The organism is Pseudidiomarina tainanensis, assembly GCF_900115255.1.
In the GTDB taxonomy this organism is placed as follows: domain Bacteria; phylum Pseudomonadota; class Gammaproteobacteria; order Enterobacterales; family Alteromonadaceae; genus Pseudidiomarina; species Pseudidiomarina tainanensis.
The window spans coordinates 260,160-280,813 of sequence record NZ_FOYU01000002.1; the positions used below are offsets into that span (position 1 = coordinate 260,160).

Annotated in this window: 17 protein-coding genes; 7 read left to right on the forward strand and 10 right to left on the reverse strand. The window is 50.3% G+C overall.

Annotation, left to right across the window (positions count from 1 at the left end; genetic code table 11):
- Positions 1-141 precede the first annotated feature (141 nt).
- Positions 142-1,332, forward strand: coding sequence for an imidazolonepropionase (hutI, locus tag BM292_RS08080; protein WP_092857595.1), 1,191 nt, complete (start codon positions 142-144; stop codon positions 1,330-1,332).
- Here the strand turns inward: hutI and BM292_RS08085 are convergent.
- From BM292_RS08085 to rpmE, 9 genes are all read right to left on the reverse strand, one after another.
- Positions 1,314-2,360, reverse strand: a complete 1,047-nt coding sequence (locus BM292_RS08085; RefSeq protein WP_092857408.1) for a formimidoylglutamase — start codon at positions 2,358-2,360, stop codon at positions 1,314-1,316. The two genes, hutI and BM292_RS08085, sit on opposite strands and share 19 nt — an antisense overlap.
- Before the next feature lie 6 nt (positions 2,361-2,366).
- The gene (gene rraA / locus BM292_RS08090; RefSeq protein WP_092857410.1) at positions 2,367-2,852 is read right to left on the reverse strand and encodes a ribonuclease E activity regulator RraA; all 486 of its coding nucleotides are present in this window, start codon (positions 2,850-2,852) and stop codon (positions 2,367-2,369) included.
- Between the two features lie 94 nt (positions 2,853-2,946).
- On the reverse strand, positions 2,947-4,284 hold the full coding sequence (gene hslU / locus BM292_RS08095) for an ATP-dependent protease ATPase subunit HslU (RefSeq protein ID WP_092857412.1): 1,338 nt from the start codon (positions 4,282-4,284) through the stop codon (positions 2,947-2,949).
- Positions 4,277-4,813: an ATP-dependent protease subunit HslV gene (gene hslV, locus BM292_RS08100; protein WP_055439050.1), complete on the reverse strand. Its 537-nt coding sequence runs from the start codon at positions 4,811-4,813 to the stop codon at positions 4,277-4,279. Before hslV ends, hslU begins: the two co-directional genes overlap by 8 nt.
- Positions 4,814-4,880: 67 nt before the next feature.
- Entirely contained in the window at positions 4,881-5,435 is a 555-nt protein-coding gene (locus BM292_RS08105; RefSeq protein WP_092857414.1) for an SPOR domain-containing protein, read from the reverse strand.
- Positions 5,436-5,437: 2 nt separating this feature from the next.
- Entirely contained in the window at positions 5,438-7,180 is a 1,743-nt protein-coding gene (gene argS / locus BM292_RS08110) for an arginine--tRNA ligase (RefSeq protein ID WP_092857416.1), read from the reverse strand.
- Between the two features lie 165 nt (positions 7,181-7,345).
- Positions 7,346-9,520, reverse strand: a complete 2,175-nt coding sequence (gene priA / locus BM292_RS08115) for a primosomal protein N' (RefSeq protein ID WP_092857418.1) — start codon at positions 9,518-9,520, stop codon at positions 7,346-7,348.
- Positions 9,521-9,683: 163 nt separating this feature from the next.
- Entirely contained in the window at positions 9,684-10,928 is a 1,245-nt protein-coding gene (locus BM292_RS08120; protein WP_092857420.1) for a malic enzyme-like NAD(P)-binding protein, read from the reverse strand.
- 268 nt (positions 10,929-11,196) lie between these two features.
- On the reverse strand, positions 11,197-11,412 hold the full coding sequence (gene rpmE, locus BM292_RS08125) for a 50S ribosomal protein L31 (protein WP_092857422.1): 216 nt from the start codon (positions 11,410-11,412) through the stop codon (positions 11,197-11,199).
- Between the two features lie 354 nt (positions 11,413-11,766).
- Between rpmE and argC the strand changes: the two genes are divergently transcribed.
- From argC to argH, 5 genes are read left to right on the forward strand one after another with little or no spacing between them, the layout of a single operon-like run.
- Positions 11,767-12,786: an N-acetyl-gamma-glutamyl-phosphate reductase gene (gene argC, locus BM292_RS08130; protein ID WP_342742009.1), complete on the forward strand. Its 1,020-nt coding sequence runs from the start codon at positions 11,767-11,769 to the stop codon at positions 12,784-12,786.
- On the forward strand, positions 12,783-13,550 hold the full coding sequence (gene argB / locus BM292_RS08135) for an acetylglutamate kinase (protein WP_092857424.1): 768 nt from the start codon (positions 12,783-12,785) through the stop codon (positions 13,548-13,550). Before argC ends, argB begins: the two co-directional genes overlap by 4 nt.
- Before the next feature lie 43 nt (positions 13,551-13,593).
- On the forward strand, positions 13,594-14,508 hold the full coding sequence (gene argF / locus BM292_RS08140; RefSeq protein WP_092857426.1) for an ornithine carbamoyltransferase: 915 nt from the start codon (positions 13,594-13,596) through the stop codon (positions 14,506-14,508).
- Entirely contained in the window at positions 14,505-15,743 is a 1,239-nt protein-coding gene (locus BM292_RS08145) for an argininosuccinate synthase (protein ID WP_092857428.1), read from the forward strand. The genes argF and BM292_RS08145 overlap by 4 nt, the downstream gene beginning before the upstream one ends.
- Before the next feature lie 3 nt (positions 15,744-15,746).
- The gene (gene argH / locus BM292_RS08150) at positions 15,747-17,588 is read left to right on the forward strand and encodes an argininosuccinate lyase (RefSeq protein ID WP_092857430.1); all 1,842 of its coding nucleotides are present in this window, start codon (positions 15,747-15,749) and stop codon (positions 17,586-17,588) included.
- Between the two features lie 63 nt (positions 17,589-17,651).
- On the opposite strand, the gene metJ is transcribed toward argH, so the two are convergent.
- A complete protein-coding gene (metJ, locus tag BM292_RS08155; RefSeq protein WP_092857432.1) occupies positions 17,652-17,978 on the reverse strand; it encodes a met regulon transcriptional regulator MetJ in 327 nt (108 codons plus the stop codon).
- 218 nt (positions 17,979-18,196) lie between these two features.
- Between metJ and metL the strand changes: the two genes are divergently transcribed.
- A complete protein-coding gene (gene metL, locus BM292_RS08160; protein WP_092857434.1) occupies positions 18,197-20,647 on the forward strand; it encodes a bifunctional aspartate kinase/homoserine dehydrogenase II in 2,451 nt (816 codons plus the stop codon).
- Positions 20,648-20,654 lie beyond the last annotated feature (7 nt).

The window sequence follows — 20,654 nt, forward strand, 5'->3', positions numbered from 1 at the left end:
TACCTATGTGATTATCGCATTGGCTACCATGGGCAGCGGCTGTGATGAAATCATTCAGACTCATGCTAGAGTGTGATAGAGTGTAGCCATCTTTAATTGTATATACAAGTTGTCAGCGGGAGAATTTTTATGACAGCAACCATGCAGCGCCTCGAAAATGTCCGCCTTGCCACCATGACTGGTGAGGGCTACGGACTTATAGATGACGGCGTGATTGTGTTCGATCACGAGCAGATTCATTTCGCTGGCAAGCGCAACGAAGCGCCTGACGTGACCGCTGAAATTATTGATGGCCAGGGTGGCTTAGTCACGCCCGGGTTGATTGACTGTCATACCCATTTAGTCTGGGCCGGTTCGCGCGCTGATGAGTTTGCCAAGCGCCTGCACGGTGTCAGCTATGCCGAGATTGCCGGCCAAGGTGGAGGCATCGCAGCGACGGTTCGAGCAACACGCGCCGCTTCAGAACACGATCTGGTTAAGGTGACGACACCTCGCTTACAAGCGCTATTGCGCGAAGGCGTGACGACGATTGAAATCAAGTCAGGCTATGGCTTGAGCCTTGAAGATGAGCGCAAGCAACTGCGGGCAGCGCGTCAACTTGCTGAATTAATGCCGGTATCCGTACAAACCACATTGCTGGCGGCCCATGCGGTGCCGCCGGAATACAAAGACCAAGCTGATGCGTACATTGATACGGTAGTTGAATCTATTATCCCAACTTTGGCAGCCGAAGGCTTAGCCGATGCAGTCGACGCATTTTGTGAATCCGTTGGTTTTACTCCGGCGCAAACCGAACGCGTCTTTCAAGCGGCGCAAGCGGCTGGCATTCCGGTGAAGCTACATGCTGAACAGCTGAGTAATCAACACGGCAGTGCGCTGGCGGCGCGCTATCAAGCACTCTCCTGTGACCATCTGGAATATTTAGATGAAGCTGGTGTACAAGCAATGGCTCAAGCTGGCACCGTTGCCGTATTGCTTCCAGGTGCATTCTATTTTCTACGAGAAACCAAACAACCGCCATTACAGTTACTACGCGACTACAACGTACCGATTGCCGTGTCGACCGACGCCAATCCAGGCACCTCGCCTATTCTGAGTCTTCAGCTGATGCTACAAATGGCGGCGACATTATTCCGCATGACACCAGAAGAATGTTTGCGTGGGGTGACCGTCAACGCAGCGCAAGCGCTCGGCTTACGTGATCGCGGGCAATTAGTTGCTGGTATGCGGGCTGATTTGTGTTTGTGGAACGTCGAGGATCCGGCGGCGCTAACGTATCAGTTTGGTACCAACCCATTAAGCGCCTGTTGGTATCAAGGTTCGCGGCGTTGAAAGCCGTGCAGGTAAGCCAGTACTAACTCACTCAAGAGTTGCGCACAGGCCATGTCGCCGGCTTCGCGTCCAGCGGGGTGCAAGCTCGGCGCCGCTTCGGCTAAATGCAGATAGCGCGTACGCGGTAAGCTGGCTAAGGTTTCCACCAAACTATATCCATGTGCGACACTCAAGCCGTTGAAGTTAATCGCGCTAGCGGGCACAACCTGTAGGGCGTCCACATCAATCTCGATGCCTAATGGCACATGCCAGGCTTCCGCTTGCGCGGCAATGGCGCTTAGCTCGTTCGACCAATCGTGCGTGTAGAGCTCATGCACACTGCGATAGGTAAATTCTGCATCGGCGAGTTGTTTCAAGCTCTCCGCGTTGTTCTTACCTTCATGCAGGCCAACCACATGATAATGTTTCAGTGCGCCTTCCATATAGGCATAGCTAAAACCATTGCCGCTGTGGCGCCCTTCACGCGCTCGGAAATCGGCATGCGGGTCAAGGTTGACGGCACCAACACTCTCACCCGAAGCCTGCTGCAACGAGGTCAACAATGGGTAGGCATTATTGTGACCGCCACCAACAAGTATGACATCAAAACCCGCTTCAAATAGTGGCACTAGCACTTGTTGAACGCGCTGATCGAGGCGCTCACAGAGTTCACGTAACTGCGCTAATTCGCCGGCATCCGTGTTGCGTAACGCATCCGCTTGTTGCTGTAAGTCGTCACATTGCACTTGCCCAACAAGCAACAACTCGTGGTCGGCGATCATCGGGTTGGATTGTAACGCTAACAAGCCTTTTAGCGCCGCTACGTAGGCATGTTCTGCGCCACCGCGGCCGAGATTCGCGCGCGGACCTATTGACTCAGGCACGCCAACAATGGCAATACGTTGCCCGCGCTCCCACGCTTGCTGCAAGGCATCATGATAAGCATCAATCGTATCGATTTCGGGTAAACAATGTAGGGTTTGACCGAGACGAATCTCGCCGCTACGTGGGGTAAACCACGCAGCGGGGTCAATAGAAGTTAAGAACATAATAACTTATTCAATGTCGAGTGGTTCTGGTGCAATAATGATGCCGGTGCTATCGGCGTATAAATGGTCTTCTGGTAAGAAAGTCACGCCACCGAAATTCACTGCAACGTCAACTTCGCCGATGCCATCGTTCGCAGCACCAACCGGAATAGAAGCCACCGCCATAATGCCCATATCAAGCTCATCTAGGGCATCCACGTCGCGAACAGCACCATAACAAATGATGCCTTCCCAATCGTTCTCAAACGCTAAGTCTGCCACAGCGATGTCGACTAGCGCACGACGCGTTGAGCCACCACCATCAATCAGCAATACTTTGCCGGTTCCAGGTTGCTGAACTACGTCTTCGATAATGCCTTTGTCTTCGAAGCACTTCACGGTGACCAACTGGCCGCCAAACGAAACCCGACCGCCGTAATGAATGAACATGGGTTCAACCACATCGACAAGATCTGGGTATAAATCGCAAAGTTCTGACGTGTTGTATTCCATTGCCGTACCCCGTTCACTGTGACTTAACGTCTTGAATGTTAAAGCACAGTATAGCCGCTTCTGCCCAAGTGCAAAAGCGGCGCGGGTCAAGCAATTATAAAATAAAGCGGCTGAGGTCTTCGTCCTGTGCCAGCTCACCAAGATAACGGTCAACATAGGCCGCATTGATTTCAATGCGTTGACCATGTAAGTCACTGGCTTTAAACGAGATTTCTTCCATTAAACGTTCTAAAACGGTGTGTAAACGGCGCGCACCAATGTTTTCGGTGGTTTCGTTCACTTGGAATGCCGTTTCAGCAATGCGCTGAATACCGTCTTTGGTAAACTCAACTTCAACACCTTCGGTAGCCATCAGCGCTTTATACTGCGTGGTCAACGATGCATTTGGCTCCGTCAAAATACGGACAAAGTCAGAGCTCGTTAACGCCTGTAGTTCAACGCGAATTGGTAAGCGACCTTGTAATTCTGGAATCAAATCTGATGGTTTCGACATTTGAAACGCACCGGAGGCGATAAATAGAATATGGTCGGTTTTCACCATGCCATGCTTGGTCGACACCGTGGTACCCTCGACTAATGGCAACAAGTCACGTTGCACACCTTCACGCGAAACATCAGGGCCAGATACATCACCGCGCTTACAAATCTTGTCAATTTCATCTAAGAAAACAATGCCGTTTTGCTCAACGGAGTGTAACGCTTGTTCTTTAATATCTTCCGGATTCAGCATTTTCGCGGCTTCTTCTTCAATAAGCTGCTTAAACGCATCCTTAATTTTCATTTTCTTCGGTTTTGCTTTGCCACTGCCAATGTTCTGGAACATGCTTTGCAACTGCGAAGTCATTTCTTCCATGCCTGGCGGCGCCATAATCTCAACGCCCATTTGCGGTGCGCTGATCTCAATTTCAATTTCTTTATCGTCCAACTGACCTTCGCGCAATTTTTTACGGAAAGTTTGACGCGTACTCGACTGCTCGCGCGGTTCCTCTTCTTCGTCAGCCCAGCCGGTTTTCTTAGCCGGAGGCAATAACGCGTCGAGAATCCGCTCTTCGGCGGCGTCTTCAGCACGATGACGCACTTTTTGCATCATTTGCTCACGCGTTTGCTTCACTGCTGTATCGGTGAGATCGCGAATAATCGACTCGATTTCTTTACCAACATAACCAACTTCGGTGAACTTCGTTGCTTCCACCTTGATAAATGGAGCATTCGCCAGCTTTGCTAAGCGGCGCGCAATTTCAGTTTTACCCACACCCGTTGGACCAATCATTAAAATGTTTTTCGGCGTGACTTCTTGACGTAATTCGTCGTCCAATTGCATCCGTCGCCAGCGGTTACGCAAGGCGACTGCGACTGCTTTTTTCGCATCGTCTTGGCCGACAATGTGACGGTTCAATTCATCAACAATCTCGCGTGGGGTCATCTCAGACATTGCTTACCGACTCCTGTTCTTCAATGGTTTGGAAACTGTTGGTGTAGACACAAATGTCGCCTGCAATCGTCAGAGCTTTCTCAACAATCTCACGTGCGCTTAATTCGGTATTTTCCAGTAATGCGGTTGCTGCAGCTTGTGCGTAGGGGCCACCTGAACCAATCGCGATCAGGTCGTTTTCCGGCTGCACTACGTCACCGTTACCGGTAATAATTAAAGAAGTGTGCTTATCCGCTACCGCCAATAAGGCTTCAAGGCGACGTAAGGCGCGGTCCGTACGCCAATCTTTGGCGAGCTCCACGGCCGCACGCATCAAGTTGCCTTGATGGGCTTCAAGTTTCTTTTCGAAGCGTTCAAATAAGGTGAAGGCATCGGCAGTACCGCCGGCAAAGCCTGCCAGCACTTGGTTATTGTACAAACGGCGCACTTTGCGTGCGTTGCCTTTCATTACGGTGTTGCCAAGCGATACTTGGCCATCGCCACCAATGACAACTTTGTCACCGCGACGGACAGATACGATAGTAGTCACAAATACGTCCTCTTAGTTGCTATGAACCAGTTATGAGGTCGTATTTGTGATTTTCAATAGGTGGGGATTAATTCCAGTTCCAAATTTGGCAACCGCGGATATTTGCGCGTTGCAATTTGTGGCGATCGGTCTCGGCAGCACGACGGCCTTCGTAAGGGCCAAGAATCACGCGGTGCCATACGCCATTGCTACCGTCGGTGGTGCGAATTTGTGCTTCTAAGCCAATCATTGCAATCATCGCACGCATTTCTTCGGCGTCGCTGATATTACGGAACGAGCCACATTGCATGAGTTTCGGTGGCCCCACTTCACGCTCAGGCACATCGACAATCACTTCTTGGTTTTCCAACTCTTCGATATATTGCCAACGCTCTTCCGGCTTTTCTGGCAACGGTTCGGCAACCGGTTGTGGTTGTGCTTGCGGCACTTCTACCGGGGTTGTTTGCGCAGGTGCCTGCTCTGATTTACCGGCAATGCTTACCAATAGCCACACAAAAGCAGCCACCAAGGCGACCGCGAGCAATACCACCCACCATGAGACCGCAGGCTTTCTCGCGGCCTTTTTATTGGGCTTTTTTGGCGGGGTGCGTTTGGCCGGACGCTTACGGTTTGCGTAATCCATAATTACATCTTCTCAAGCGTCGGAATGCCGAGCAATTCTAAGCCTTGGCGCAGTGTTTTAGCGGTCAATGCAGCCAGCTTTAAGCGGCTTTGACGTACGCTGTCATCTTCGGTTTGCAGAATTGGACAGGCTTCATAGAAACTTGAGAATGCGCCAGCCACATCGTAGAGGTAACCACATAAAAAGTGCGGCATCGCTTTATCGGCAACGCTATGAACTACTTCATTAAAGCGAACGAGTGTATTCGCAAGATTCATTTCACGTTCGTCTTCAAGAACAAACGGCGCATCAATCTGGTCAGGGTTCACACCGGCTTTACTAAACACGCTGTTCACGCGTGTGTAGGCATACAACAAATACGGTGCGGTGTTGCCCTCAAAGCTCAACATGGTGTCCCAATCGAAGATGTAGTCGCTGGTACGGTTTTTCGATAAATCAGCGTATTTGACTGAGCTGATTCCCACGACTTTTGCCACATGTGCCTGCTCTTCTTCGGTGAGTGCGCCATTTTTCTGTTGAACTAACTCAAGTGCACGCTTTTCAGCTTCATCGAGCAAATCAGCCAGCTTGGTAACACCACCATCGCGACTCTTATATGGGCGTCCGTCTTTGCCCATTACCGTACCAAAGCCGTAGTGGTCCATCTGCAAATCTTCACGAGCAAAACCAGCTTTACGAGCTAAGGTGAAAATTTGTTGGAAGTGCAAACCTTGGCGTTGGTCAACGAAATACATCAAATGATCGCCTTTGAGCACATTTTGACGATAGCGCACGGCAGCTAAATCGGTGGTGGCATATAAGTAACCACCGCCAGATTTTTGTACAATAACTGGCAGCGACTCACCATCTTTGTTTTTGAATTCATCAAGGAATACGCACTGTGCGCCTTGGTCTTCAACCAACAACCCTTGTTCGCGTAAATCTGCGACTACCTGCGCCAAGTCATCGTTATAGGCACTTTCTGCCATCACATCGGCGCGCGTGAGTTTCACGCCCAAGCGGTCGTAAACTTCCTGACAATGGCTCAGTGACACATCAATAAACTGTTGCCACAACTGACGACACTTCGGCTCACCCGACTGCAACGCAACGACTAATTCACGCGCACGCTTGGCGAATTCTTCACTTTCGTCAAAGCGCTTTTTCGCTGCTTTGTAGAAGGTTTCTAGATTGCTTAGCTCCATACCGAGCTCTTCGTTATCGAGCTCTTCCATGTGCGCCAGCAACATACCAAACTGCGTGCCCCAGTCACCCACATGGTTTTGACGAATTACTTTATGGCCAAGCAACTCTTCAACGCGGGCAACTGCATCACCAATAATGGCAGAGCGTAAGTGGCCCACGTGCATTTCTTTAGCGAGGTTTGGTGACGAATAGTCAATCACCACGGTTTGCGCTTTTGCCGCCGGCTCAATACCCACTTGGCTATCGCGATAAGCGCGCTCAAGCTGATCCAATAACTGTTGCTGGCTAATCGTGAAGTTAATAAAACCTGGGCCAGCAATGTCGCTCTTGGCGAGCAGCTGATTCTCTGGAATCGCAGTAATAATCGCTTCTGCTAACGCACGCGGGTTCATCTGAGCTGGCTTCGCCAACATCATCGCTAGATTGGTTGCGAAATCCCCATGACTTTTGTCGCGCGGACGGTCCAACTGAATACGTGGCTGTACGTCGGCCGGCAAAGTGCCTTGTTGTTGTAGGGTCGCCACGGCGGCGCCAAGGAGGGATTCCAACTGTTCTTTCATGAATAAAAAACCTTAATGCGTAAAAGCGTGATTCGTTTTTCGTCCGCTCTGCTGTTCGTCCGCTGCGCTGTTCGAATAACGAACAGTGGGCGTAGCGAACGGACCAACAGCGCAGCGGACGAACAGCAGAGCGATCGAACTTCTTATTTTATCTGCTTTTGCGTGCTAACTGAAGTCTTGTGGATCGATGTCGAGCGACCAACGCACTTTTCGTAACTGCGGCAATTTTTCTAATTGCGGTAAAACATAGCGTAATAGCTGTGCTCGCATGCCGCGCTGCTGCGTTTGAATCAATAATTGATAGCGATAGCGGCCGGCGCGACGCTCCATCACGGCTGGGATTGGGCCCAGTACAATCACGTCGTCGCGCTGTGGAAACAATGCGGCAATAGCTTCAAGCGCGGCTATGACCGCCTCGGCATTGTTGGCTTCAGCGCGGAACAATGCGTGCTGACTAAAAGGCGGTAAATACGTCAGTTGGCGTTCGCGTAACGCTGTTTGGGCAAAATGCCCATAACCGTTATTAATTAAATCTTGGATTAACTCGTGTTCAGGGTGATGCGTTTGCAGAACCACCGTGCCGGGTTTGCTCGCGCGCCCGGCACGCCCTGCTACCTGAGTAAACATCTGGCCAAGACGTTCAGCGGCACGAAAATCTGCGCTGTATAATGCGCCATCAACATCCAATAAAGCAGCCAGAGTAACGTCTGGGAAGTGGTGTCCTTTGGCAAGCATTTGCGTGCCGACTAAGATGGGGTACTTGTTGTCATGCGCGTCTTGCAAATGCTGTTGCAAGCTACCTTTTTTACGCGTGCTGTCGCGATCGATACGCAACACCGGATAATCCGGAAATTGCTCTTGTAGCAACTGTTCGAGTTGCTCGGTTCCCACGCCTCGGCCAATCAGCTGCGTTGAACCACAGTCATGACACTGTTTAGGTATGGGTTGCTGCGCGCCACAATGGTGACACTGCAACTGTCGACTACCTTGATGTACCGTGTAATAAGCATCACAGCGACGGCATTGCGCCAGCCAGCCACACTCGTGACAAAGTAGCGCGGGCGCAAACCCGCGACGGTTCAAAAATAATAAGACTTGCTGGCCAGCTTCGAGATGTTCCCGCATTAAACTCAGTAGTGGCTGCGACAAGCCGGCCTTCAATGGCAAGTTTTTGATATCCATCACCACATGCCGTGCCGGTTTGGCTTGGCCAGCTCGCCTACTTAACTGCAGGTGCGCATAACGCTTATTCAAAGCATTATTGAGCGTTTCAAACGATGGTGTCGCCGAACCAAGAATCACCGGCACCTGCTCTTCATGGCCGCGCATGACCGCGATATCACGGGCATGATAACGAAAACCATCTTGCTGCTTTAATGAGCCATCGTGCTCCTCATCAACGATAATCATGCCGAGTGCTTTGCACGGCGTGAAAATCGCTGAGCGCGTACCAATAATAATTGCGGCACTGCCGGCGCGAGCGTCGAGCCAAGCGTCAAGGCGCTCTCTGTCGGTCAACGCTGAATGCAGCATGACAATCGGCACATCAAAGCGCTGTTGGAAACGCTTCAGGGTTTGTGGCGTCAAGCCGATTTCGGGTACCAACATCAGTACTTGCTGACCGCGACGTAAGACATCCGCCATTGCCTGCAAATACACTTCAGTTTTACCGCTGCCAGTGACCCCTTCGAGCAAATAAGTCTGTTGTTTTTTGGCCGCACCAATTGCCGCTACCGCAAGCGCTTGTTCGGGGTTCAATTGTAGCGGCTCTGCGGCTATTTTCAGTGACCACGACTGTACTGGCGCTGGTATATGCTCAACAGCTTCAACCCAACCTTTTTCTTGCAACGCTTTAAGCGCAGAAGGCGAAAATTCTTGCATGCGAATATCGCGGCTGAGTAGCGGCTTTTGCTGCAGTGCAGCCAGTAAACGTTGCTGCTGTAATGCACGTTTCAAGTCATTCGGTGATTGTTGCGCACCTTGCTCGGTCACTTGATAGCGCGTCGTTGCCTGGTAACTCGCCCGCTCTCCCTGACGCAACAATACTGGCATCGCATTTTGAATGACATCACCAAGCGGGTGATGATAATAATCCGCCGCCCACTCCAACAAACGCCACACTGGTTGCGGCCACAGTGGCTCGTCATCAATAACCTCAAGCACCGCTTTGCGCTGAAAACTATCATCTGGCGCTAATGCCTGTCCCAGACATACGCCAACCAACTCGCGGTTACCAAAGGGCACGCGCACACGCACGCCGACAGCGGGCAGTTGCTCGCAGTCGTAATCGAATAGGCGTGGTAGGGGTACCGGTAGCGCGGTTTGGATTATTGTCGTCATACCGCAAAGTGTAACTTGAAAAGCGCAGAGCGTTAATCGTTTTTCGTGCGCTTCGCTGTTCGTCCGTTCGGCTACGCCTCACTATTCGTAATGTTTTTCCGAACAGCGCGAAGCGCGCACGAACAGCGAAGCGTACGAACAGCGAAGCGCACGAATAACGGGTTTATTCAGTCATGTAATTCTTTGGGAGCTCGATGCGGGCGGCTCCGGACGCCACTGCAGCTTCAGCCACCGCTTTCGATACTCGGGTGCGCAAACGCGGATCCAGTGGTTTCGGAATAATGTAATCGACGCCAAACTCGAGTTTATCGATGCCGGCGGCTTTTAATACCGACTCTGGTACCGGCTCTTTGGCAAGCTGGCGGATGGCTTCAACAGCGGCGAGTTTCATCTCATCGTTGATGGCCTTGGCGCGTACATCAAGAGCACCCCGGAAAATAAACGGGAAGCACAGCACGTTATTGACTTGGTTCGGATAATCAGAGCGTCCCGTCGCCATAATGAGGTCATCGCGCACAGCCAAAGCAAGCTCCGGCTTAATTTCAGGGTCTGGGTTAGAACACGCAAACACAATTGGCTTTTCAGCCATCAATTTTAGTGCATCTGGTGACAATAGATTCGGCCCTGATACGCCAACGAACACATCCGCTTCGGTAATAACTTCTTCAAGCGTGCGTTTGTCCGTGTTATTCGCAAACAGTGCCTTGTATTCATTCAAGTCTTCACGGCGCGTATGAATCACGCCTTTGGAATCGAGCATATAGATGTGCTCACGTTGAGCACCGCACTTAATGAGCAATTCCATGCAGGCGATTGCTGCTGCGCCAGCACCTAAACAAACGATTTGCGCTTTGCGTAAGTCTTTTCCTTGAATTTCTAAAGCATTGAGTAAGCCGGCTGCTGTTACGATAGCTGTGCCGTGCTGATCATCATGGAAAATAGGCACTTCGCAGCGTTCAATCAACGCTTGCTCTATTTCGAAACATTCTGGTGCTTTGATATCTTCTAAGTTTACGCCACCAAAACTGTCGGCGATATTGGCTACCGTGTTGATAAAATCTTGCGTGGTACGATGCGTCACTTCGATATCAATAGAATCGAGGCCGGCAAAACGTTTGAACAACAATGCCTTGCCTTCCATCACTGGCTTCGATGCCATGGGGCCTAAATTTCCGAGGCCTAAGATAGCGGTACCGTTAGAAATCACTGCGACCATGTTGCCTTTAGCCGTGTACTTGTATACATCATCTGGATTTTCCGCAATTGCGCGCACCGGTTCAGCGACCCCCGGACTATACGCCAACGCTAAATCCTTGCTGGTTTCGGCTGGCTTGGTCAGCTCAATGCTGATTTTCCCTGGCGTTGGGTAGGCATGATAATCCAAAGCTTGTTTGCGGAAATCGCTCATAAGTACGTGTACCTGATTCGAAATAAAGAAAATAACGACTGTGAATAGTGCCATTGTAGAGTGAATCAATGCAACAACACATCTTACCTGATGCTCAATTTACTATAAGCAAATGGTAACCTTCACAGACGAAGAAGAATTTAGAGTTGTTTAAATTGACACCATCGTTTTTTTCAATGGTAGCGCGGCATTGCGCCGAAGCGGAAAATAAAAAAGGCGCCTTCTGGCGCCTTTTCTAAAATATCGTGCAGAAATGTCCAAAACTGGATTACTTCTTGCCACCCAACATGTTGAAACGCTTGTTGAATTTCTCGATACGACCGCCAGTGTCCATAATACGCTGCTTACCAGTGTAGAACGGGTGACACTCTGAACATACGTCCAAGTGTAGCTCGCCGCCTTTCGTTGAGTGAGTCACAAAAGAGTGACCGCAAGAGCATGATACTTTCAGCTCTGAATATTCTGGGTGAATACCTTGTTTCATGGGGTTACCTCGTTAGGCTGCATCGCCACCCGACCCGAAGTCGAGCACCACGCAAATTACTGTTTCAAAAAAGCGCTGATTTATTAATCAACGCGACAAATTAGGGCGCGAATTATAAGCGCCAAGCCCCACAAGATCAAGAGCGTTACTCGTTATTCGTACGCTTCGCTGTTCGTCCGTTCGGCTACGCCTCACTATTCGTAATGTTTTTCCGAACAGCGCGAAGCGCGCACGAACAGCGAAGTGTACGAATAACGAATAACGGTTTTTGTATTTTTATTCTTGTTTTGTGCATTTTTATGCATTATTATTTATTCATCTTTTGGGTCTTATTAGAGCAAGTGAGTTTGTTTGGTGGAGCACGTTAAATCAATCCCATGCGCGGTTTTTGGAGCGAGCGGCTATAGCGGCGTTGAGCTCGTGTCGCTGTTGCATAACCATCCACATTTCTCGCTTGAATATGCTTTTTCTTCCAGCGCACGTGAAGATGCAGAGCCAATTGCTAGTTTGTATCCCCAATTAGCGGGACAGCTCGATGTTATTCTGCAACCTTGGCACTCGGATTTGCTGAGTCAGCTGGCGCAGCAAGTTCGAGTGGTTTTTTTAGCGCTACCGCATGAGGCCAGTGCGGCAATTGCACCAGCGTTGATCAACGCTGGGTTAGTGGTATTTGATTTGTCAGGTGCATTTCGGCTTCGTGACTCATCAGCACACTTTCAGGCTTATGGTTTCGCACGGCCCGATGACTTACCCACTGAGATCCCTTATGGCTTAGCCGAGTGGACGACGCTGATTGGCACCGAGCAACTCATTGCGGTGCCAGGCTGTTATCCAACTGTTTCCAGCTTGGCGTTAAAACCAGTGATGTCACTTATTGATGGCGTGCCAATGGTTAACGCTGTGAGTGGTGTTTCTGGAGCTGGCCGCAAAGCTGCAGGCCATACGAGTTTTTGTGAAGTGAGCTTAGCCGCGTATGGCGTTGCAACACATCGCCACCAGCCAGAAATTGCCCAAGCGATCGGTCGGGACGTTATTTTTGTGCCGCATTTGGGCAATTTCAAACGCGGGATATTAGCGACAATTTATGCCCCCCTTAAGTCAGGTGTTTCGCAAGCAACTGTCGATAAGGCCTATCAGCAGGCCTATGCCGCAGAACCGCTCGTTCGGCTATGCCAGCAACCACCGGCAATTAAAAATGTTGTCGGCACAGCTTTTTGCGACATTCACGCCGTCGTGCATCAGAATCATCTGATTATCTGTGCCGCTATCGATAATTTGTTGAAAGGCGCAGCTGCCCAAGCGGTGCAGTTGGCCAATCAGTATTTTGATTTTGCGCCAGCACTCGGACTACAACAACGCGGAGGCGTCGTATGACATCGCCTCTCGTTATAAAGCTCGGCGGGCGGGTATTACAAAGCGCCAGCAATTTAGAACGGTTACTGAAGACGGTTCAGCAACTAGCGTTGTTGCGCCCTTTAATTTTAGTGCATGGCGGTGGCGATCAAGTTGAAGCGTTGCTGTTGCAACTTGGCCACACCAGTTTAAAAGTGGATGGCCAGCGGATTACTCCAGCAGTACAGATGCCCATTGTGGCTGGTGTTTTGGCCGGTGACGTGAACACCCAACTGGTCGCGCTTGCCCAACAACATCAATTGAATGCGGTTGGTTTAACTCTGGCTGCAGGTCACAGTATTGCTTGTGACATTGACGCCAATCGCGGCGCTGTTGGCATTCCAAAACCGAACGATGCCAAGCTCTTGCAAGTGTTACTCGATCAAAACTTTTTACCGATTTTGAGCTCAATTGGCGCCAGTGACAGCGGTGAGCGTTTAAATGTGAATGCTGACTTAGCCGCTGCTGCCGTTGCTCAATTGATGCATGCAGATTTAATTCTACTCACCGACGTGCCCGGCATTTTGGACAAGAACGGTGATCTCATCGAAACCATCCTCGCTGACGAAGCGGATGCCCTCATTGCTGACGACACCGTGCGCGACGGCATGTTGGTCAAACTCAACGCAGCCGTGCAAGCGGCACGTGCCTCGCGACGAAGTATCGCGGTGGCCGGCTGGCAAGACGCCAAAGCGCTCACCCGATTGGCAAGGGGTGAAGCAGCCGGAACCCGCATCCGTCTTTAATTGCCACGCAATTTTTGATTTTTAGTTGTAGGTAACAACATCCATGAATGATTTATTAGAAATGCCGGCATTAAGCCCGCAGCAAACCACTGATTTATTACAGTTGGCGCAAACCATCAAACAGCGCCCAACGGCTTGGTCAACTTATTTGCAGGGCAAAAGTATTGCACTGTTGTTCGAGAAGCCATCGTTGCGTACGCGCGCTAGCTTTGCCGCAGGTATTCACCGTTTAGGTGGCCATAGTATTTATCTCGATGCGCAGAATTTAATTGGCGAGCGTGAACCAGCCACGGATGTCGGTGCCAACTTGGCGCTTTGGCATGATGCTATTGTGGCGCGGGTTTACTCGCAAAATACACTAAATGATCTGGCGACGGCGTCCGATAAACCGGTTGTGAATGCACTGAGTGATACCTGTCATCCATGCCAAGCGCTCGCCGACTTGCTGACTTTGCAGGAACAACTGGGTGACTTAAGCCATGTGCACCTCACCTACATTGGCGATGGCAACAATGTTTGCCAAGCGCTGATGGCCGGTGCTGCGCGCACGGGTATGCATATGCAGGTGGTGACGCCAGAAGGCTATGCGCCCGATGCTGAGTTAACTGCGGTAGCCCAGCAACAAGCAGCACAAACCGGTGGTTCCATTACCGTGCTGCACGATTTAACACAACTGCAACCAACCGATGCTATTTATACCGACACTTGGTTCTCGATGGGGCAAAACCGCGATAACAATGCGGTGATGCATGACTTCGCACCATACCAAGTGAACAGCGATTTGATGAAGCGCCTTGGCGCGAAGTATTTTATGCATTGCCTACCAGCGTATCGCGGCCGCGAAGTCACTGCGGAAGTGATTGATAGCCCGCAAAGCTTGGTACTCAAGCAAGCTGAAAACCGTTTACACGCGCAAAACGCCATTTTAGTTAAATTATTTGAAGGAGCTCACGCATGAGTAAGTCAGTCAATAAAGTCGTTCTCGCTTACTCGGGTGGCTTGGACACATCCGCCATTGTGCCGTGGTTGAAGGAAAATTATGACTGTGAAGTAGTCGCCTTTGTGGCAGACGTCGGTCAGGGTGACGAAGAACTCGAAGGCGTTGAGGCGAAAGCCATCGCTTCGGGCGCCAGCAGTTGTTACATCGTCGATTTGAAAGACAAATTTGCCGAGCAAGTGATTTATCCGACCTTAAAAACCGGTGCAATCTATGAAGGCCAATACTTACTGGGTACTGCATTAGCACGGCCTATTATTGCCGAGGCGCAGGTGGAAGTTGCTCGTAAAGTCGGTGCAGATGCTGTCGCCCACGGTTGTACCGGTAAGGGCAACGACCAAGTTCGCTTTGAATCCGCCTTTGCAGCATTAGCGCCGGAGTTGAAGGTGATTGCCCCATGGCGCGAGTGGACCATGCGTTCACGTCCACAATTATTGGCTTATCTGGCAGAGCGCAATATTCCATGTAGTGCATCGGCCACTAAAATTTATAGCCGCGACGCCAACCTTTGGCATATTTCAACCGAAGGTGGCGAGCTGGAAGACCCGTGGAACGAGCCATCTGAACAAGTTTGGACTTGGACGGTTGCGCCTGAACAAGCACCGGATAAACCTCAGTATTTGCAGTTGTCATTCCACCAGGGCGAACTGACGCATATTGACGGGCAAGCGTATACCCCGGTGGATGCGATTTTACATTTGAATCAAATTGCTGGTGCTCACGGTGTCGGCCGGTTGGATATGGTTGAAAACCGGTTGGTTGGGATGAAGTCACGTGGCTGTTACGAAACGCCAGCAGGCGAAGTGTTGTATGCCGCGCTACAAGGTTTAGAAAGTCTCGTGTTGGATCGCACCACGCAAGATTATCGCATTCGCTTAGGGAATGAGTTTGCCCAACTGATGTATGACGGCCGTTGGTTCACACCGCTTAAAGATGTGATGTTGGCTGCCGCGACGAAGATCGCTGAGCCATTGAGCGGTGATATTGTGGTGAAACTCTATAAGGGCCAAGTCACGGTGACCCAGAAGCGTTCGCCAAATAGCCTGTATTCGAATGCGTTTGCGACCTTTGATGAAGATGAAGTCTATAATCAAAAGCATGCTGAAGGTTTTATTCGTTTATATAGCCTGGCGAGCCGTATTCGCGCTTTACATCAGCACGCGGGCGATGACACGACTGCGGCCAGCAAGGAGTAAACCATGAGTTTATGGGGTGGACGGTTCAGCGAGCCCAGCGCCGCTGAATTCAAACAATTTAACGACTCATTGCGGTTTGATTACGTGTTGGCGCCGTTTGATCTGCAAGCATCAAAAGCTTGGGCAAATGCGCTGAAACAGGCCAAGCTCATTTCCGGTGACGAAAATCAGCAGCTGCAACAGGCGCTCGATAGTCTAGCGAAGCAAATCGCAAAGCAACCCGAGCTGCCGTTACAAACGGATGCCGAAGATATTCACAGCTGGGTTGAAGCCCAGCTGATTGAACAAATTGGTGCGACCGCAAAAAAGCTCCACACCGGTCGTAGCCGCAATGACTTGGTTGCCACCGATCTGCGCTTGTTCTGTAAGCAATTTGCGCAACATTTGGTGACAGCCAACTTAGCGGCGATTGAAAACTTATTGCGCTTTGCCGAAACCTATCACGATGCCATGTTACCGGGTTATACCCACCTGCAACGGGCTCAACCGATTGTGGCTGGGCATTGGGCAATGGCATATGTGAGTATGCTGCAGCGTGATGTCAGCCGGTTACGCGAAACTATCCGTCGACTGGATGTGAGCCCTCTGGGCAGTGGTGCCTTAGCGGGTACAACTGCCGCGATTGATCGCGAGGCCCTCGCGCATGAATTAGGGTTCCGCTATGCCTGTGAAAACAGCCTCGATGGTGTGTCCGATCGTGACTTCGTTCTGGATTTATTGAACGCCGCCAGCACCGGCATGATTCACTTATCGCGGTTAGCCGAAGACGTTATTTTTTACTGTTCGGGTGAGTCGGGTTGCTTCAGCATGAGCGATAAAATCAGTAGTGGTTCGTCGCTGATGCCACAGAAGAAAAACCCAGATTTATTTGAGCTGTTGCGGGGTAAAACTGGGCGGGTCATGGGTCATCAACATGCCATGCAAATTACCCTAAAAGGTCTGCCACTGGCGTACAACAAAGACATGCAGGAAGATAAAGAAGGCTTATTTGATGCCCTTCACAGTTACTTGCAATGTCTGCAGATGTTGGCCTTTGCGATTCCCGAGTTAACAGTGAATAAAGAACATGCAGCGCTGCAAGCTGCCCTGGGATACAGCAATGCAACCGAGCTTGCCGATTATTTGGTCAGCAAAGGTGTGCCGTTTCGAGATGCGCACCACCTTACTGGTGAATTAGTCGTGCTAGCACAACAACAGGGCGTTGCGCTTGAGCAGCTCGCTTTGGCTGATTTCCAGCAGGTGTGTGAGCTGGTCGAAGATGACGTGTATGCCATTTTAGATCTCGCATACGGATTGCAACAGCGCAAAGCAATGGGCGGCACCGCACCAAGCGCCGTGAAGGTAGCCATTAAGCATGCGCAAGATTGGTTACACGCAGCCGAAGCGGCGAGTAAGCACGTACGCCAAGCGCGTTTGAGTGATGTCGATAAAATTTGCGAGCTGATTGCCTACTGGGCTGATCAAGGCGAGAACTTACCGCGCGATAAAGCCGATGTTCTGCAAGCGATTCAGAGTTTTGCAGTGGCAGAAATTGACGATGAAGTGGTTGGCTGTGCCGCGCTGTATGTTTACAGCACCGGTTTAGCTGAAATTCGCAGTCTTGGATTATTCCCAAGCGCACAAGGCAAAGGACTTGGCGCAGAGCTGGTCGCCTTTTCATTATGGAAAGCGCGTGAACTTGGCATTACTCGTACAATTGTGCTGACTCGCGTTCCAGAGTTTTTCGGCAAATTGAATTTCCGTCTAACACTGAAAGAAAAGCTACCGGAGAAAGTGATGAAAGACTGTGAGCTGTGTCCGCGTAAACATAATTGCGATGAAACGGCGCTGGAATACTTACTGTAATTTTTTGGTGTCAAAGAAGAAGCTGCAGACCAAATTAGCTGCAGCTTTTTTATTTGCTGAATCTTATTCGACGTTGTCGCTGATATCTTCGGGAATAGGCAGTCCGCGGCGTTGTAATTCTTCGCGCACCGCTTGTGGAATTTTGTTCGGGTTGTCTTTGCGCAAGTCATCATCAGTTGGTAGTGGTTGGCCGGTAAACGCATGTAAAAACGCTTCGCACAATAACTCGCTGTTCGTTGCGTGACGTAAGTTTTTAACCTGACGACGGGTGCGTTCGTCGGTGAGCACTTTTAAGACGCGTGTAGGAATTGACACGGTGATTTTTTTCACGTGTTCGCTTTTTTTCCCGTGCTCAACATACGGGTAAATATAATCGCCGTCCCATTCCATACTGCACCTCGTGTTCAATGTGTGACTAAAAGACCCTGCACAATGTGTTGAATTGTACTGGCGAAATTGGCACAGTCAACTTTATACGCATAGCTGTCTATACGTCTTTTTGTGCTAACCTTGCGTAATGACGCTTTATTGGTGCACCACAGCACCGTATAATCGAATTTTTATTTTCTTTTCTCACAGGCTTTCTTACAGGAGAACGCACACGCATCATGACGGTTGAGGTTCAGGTTACCCCAGAGCAAATACAAGCTGTAGCCGATACGGTTCAGGTTCATAAGTTTGGTGGCAGCAGCTTAGCTGATGCTTATTGTTACCGTCGTGTGGCGCGCATTGTCACCGAATATGCAGGCGCCAGCGATTTGGTCGTGGTGTCGGCTGCCGGTGATACAACCAACCGCATTCTCGCCATTATTGATGCCAAGGCAGATGACTTAGGCGTTGCCGAAGTGCTACTCAAGCAGCTCGAAAAATACCAGCAGGGCCTGATCACTGAGTTACTCAACGGTGATATTCAATCGCGCGTGTTGGAGCAATCGCAGCATGACTTTAAACGCTGGTGGGCTTGGCTGAACGGTGAAGAAGAAATTAACCGCCGCCCAGAGCTACTCTCTTACGGCGAACTCTGGAGCGCGCGCTTATTGTCTGCGTTGTTACAGCAACAAGGCGTGACGTCTGATTATATTGATGCGCGTACATTTTTGGTGGCCGATGATGCTCCTGAGCCGCATATTCGCGTGCCCGTCTCGCGCGCCGGATTATTAAATCGTATTGCCCCACACCCGGGTACGCGTTTTATTGTCACCGGCTTTATCTGTGCCGACCCTGAAGGCAATTCGTTAATTCTTGGCCGAAACGGCAGTGACTATTCTGCCACGCTGGTCGGTAGCCTGATTGATTCCAAACAGGTCACTATTTGGAAGGATGTCGCTGGGGTTTACTCAGCTGACCCACGCAAAGTAGAGCGGGTAGTCAGCTTGCCGATTCTTGATTGGCAGGAGGCTGAAGAGCTCGCCCGTTTGGGTAGCCCGGTGTTGCACCCACGGACTTTCCAACCAGTGAATCGCGAGCGTATGGTGATCGCGGTACGCTCGAGTTTGAAAGTTGAAAATCAACAAACACGTATTGGCCAGTACGAAGACACGGAGCCGAAAGGCAAAGTATTAACGTCGCTCACCGATGTGGTGCTGTTCCGTGTGGATTTAAGCGATGCGAAGTTAGTACAGCAATTTGAAGATCTTGATCTTACGCCATTGATTAGCTGGAACGAAATTGCACAACACCATGCTTACTATGCCTATCACCAAAACCATTTAGAGTTTTTAGAGCGTTGGTTAGAGCAAGTTGATAAGTCGGATCATGTGGTGCAAATGCAAGGTTATTCGATGATTGCACTCGTGGGTAATCGCATTCAAGAAACCGACCAATACAGCACCTTTAAAGCCGAATTAAGTGCTCAGAACTTGCGTCGCATGGTATTCTCGCCAGACAGCAATGCAGTGATTGCGATTCTTGAACAGAAGCTGGATAACCGTCTGCTTAATCGCTTGCACAGTCAGCTATTTAACTATCGTCGTAGCCTCGGCGTGTTGGTGGTTGGTCGCGGCAACATCGGTAGCGCTTGGTTATCGTTATATCGTCGCTTGCGCGAGCGTATTAACGAGCAAATGGACGTACGTATTTTGGGTATTTTGAACTCGACCCGCATGTGGCTTGATTACAATGGTTTAGAGCTGGACGACTGGCAAGCGAGTTTCGATAAATTTGCGCGCCCTTATGAGCTCAGCCAATTGATTCCTGAGCTACCGAATGCGCCATGTGATGAGCTAGTGATGCTGGATTTGACTGATTCAGTTGAAGTTGCACAGTTATATCCGAGCTTCTTTGCCAACGGATTGCACATTATTAGTGCTAATAAGCGCGCTGGTGCCTCAGGCGAATCGCAATACAATGAAATTCGTACCATTCAGCGCGAGTACGAGCGCGAATGGTATTACAACACGACTGTGGGTGCAGGGCTGCCACTGAATTATGCGCTGAATGACCTGCGCAATTCAGGCGATACCATTCGCAGTATTTCAGGTATTTTCTCGGGTACTATGAGTTGGCTCTTCGAAAACTTTAATGCCGAAGTGAAGTTCAGTGATTTGGTCCGCGAAGCCAAAGCACGCGGCTTAAGCGAGCCCGATCCGCGCGAGGATTTAACCTGTCAGGATATCGTGCGTAAATTGCTTATTTTGGCGCGTGAAATTGGTCTTAAACTCGACTGGAAAGACATCGACGTTGAGAGCTTGCTGCCAGAGCAACTCGAAGAGATTTCGCTGGAAGAGTTTATGCAACGGTTGCCGGAGCTCGATGATGCCATGCATCACCTGTATACCGACGCGCAACAAACACAAAAAGTGCCGCGCTTGTTAGCCAGTTTCGCGGTGCAAGATGATGACAGTGTGCGCGCCCGCGTTGGGATTGAATATATCCCAGAAGGCGACATGCTAGCGAACTTGATACCGGGTGAGAATATTTTCGTGATTTATACCGACTGGTATCACGAAATGCCGTTAGTGATTAGTGGTCCTGGTGCAGGTAAAGAAGTGACTGCAGGTGGCGTTCAATCTGACTTGAACCAGTTGCTGAGTCGTCTCAGCAACCGGCATCAAGGTTAATTCCCTA

Excerpts from the sequence above, each read along its gene's own strand:
- hutI (WP_092857595.1), top strand. The coding sequence starts at position 142 with ATGCAGCGCCTCGAAAATGTCCGCCTTGCCACCATGACTGGTGAGGGC.
- BM292_RS08085 (WP_092857408.1), bottom strand. The coding sequence starts at position 2,360 with ATGTTCTTAACTTCTATTGACCCCGCTGCGTGGTTTACCCCACGTAGC.
- rraA (WP_092857410.1), bottom strand. The coding sequence starts at position 2,852 with ATGGAATACAACACGTCAGAACTTTGCGATTTATACCCAGATCTTGTC.
- hslU (WP_092857412.1), bottom strand. The coding sequence starts at position 4,284 with ATGTCTGAGATGACCCCACGCGAGATTGTTGATGAATTGAACCGTCAC.
- BM292_RS08105 (WP_092857414.1), bottom strand. The coding sequence starts at position 5,435 with ATGGATTACGCAAACCGTAAGCGTCCGGCCAAACGCACCCCGCCAAAA.
- argS (WP_092857416.1), bottom strand. The coding sequence starts at position 7,180 with ATGAAAGAACAGTTGGAATCCCTCCTTGGCGCCGCCGTGGCGACCCTA.
- priA (WP_092857418.1), bottom strand. The coding sequence starts at position 9,520 with ATGACGACAATAATCCAAACCGCGCTACCGGTACCCCTACCACGCCTA.
- BM292_RS08120 (WP_092857420.1), bottom strand. The coding sequence starts at position 10,928 with ATGAGCGATTTCCGCAAACAAGCTTTGGATTATCATGCCTACCCAACG.
- rpmE (WP_092857422.1), bottom strand. The coding sequence starts at position 11,412 with ATGAAACAAGGTATTCACCCAGAATATTCAGAGCTGAAAGTATCATGC.
- argB (WP_092857424.1), top strand. The coding sequence starts at position 12,783 with ATGACATCGCCTCTCGTTATAAAGCTCGGCGGGCGGGTATTACAAAGC.
- argF (WP_092857426.1), top strand. The coding sequence starts at position 13,594 with ATGAATGATTTATTAGAAATGCCGGCATTAAGCCCGCAGCAAACCACT.
- BM292_RS08145 (WP_092857428.1), top strand. The coding sequence starts at position 14,505 with ATGAGTAAGTCAGTCAATAAAGTCGTTCTCGCTTACTCGGGTGGCTTG.
- argH (WP_092857430.1), top strand. The coding sequence starts at position 15,747 with ATGAGTTTATGGGGTGGACGGTTCAGCGAGCCCAGCGCCGCTGAATTC.
- metJ (WP_092857432.1), bottom strand. The coding sequence starts at position 17,978 with ATGGAATGGGACGGCGATTATATTTACCCGTATGTTGAGCACGGGAAA.
- metL (WP_092857434.1), top strand. The coding sequence starts at position 18,197 with ATGACGGTTGAGGTTCAGGTTACCCCAGAGCAAATACAAGCTGTAGCC.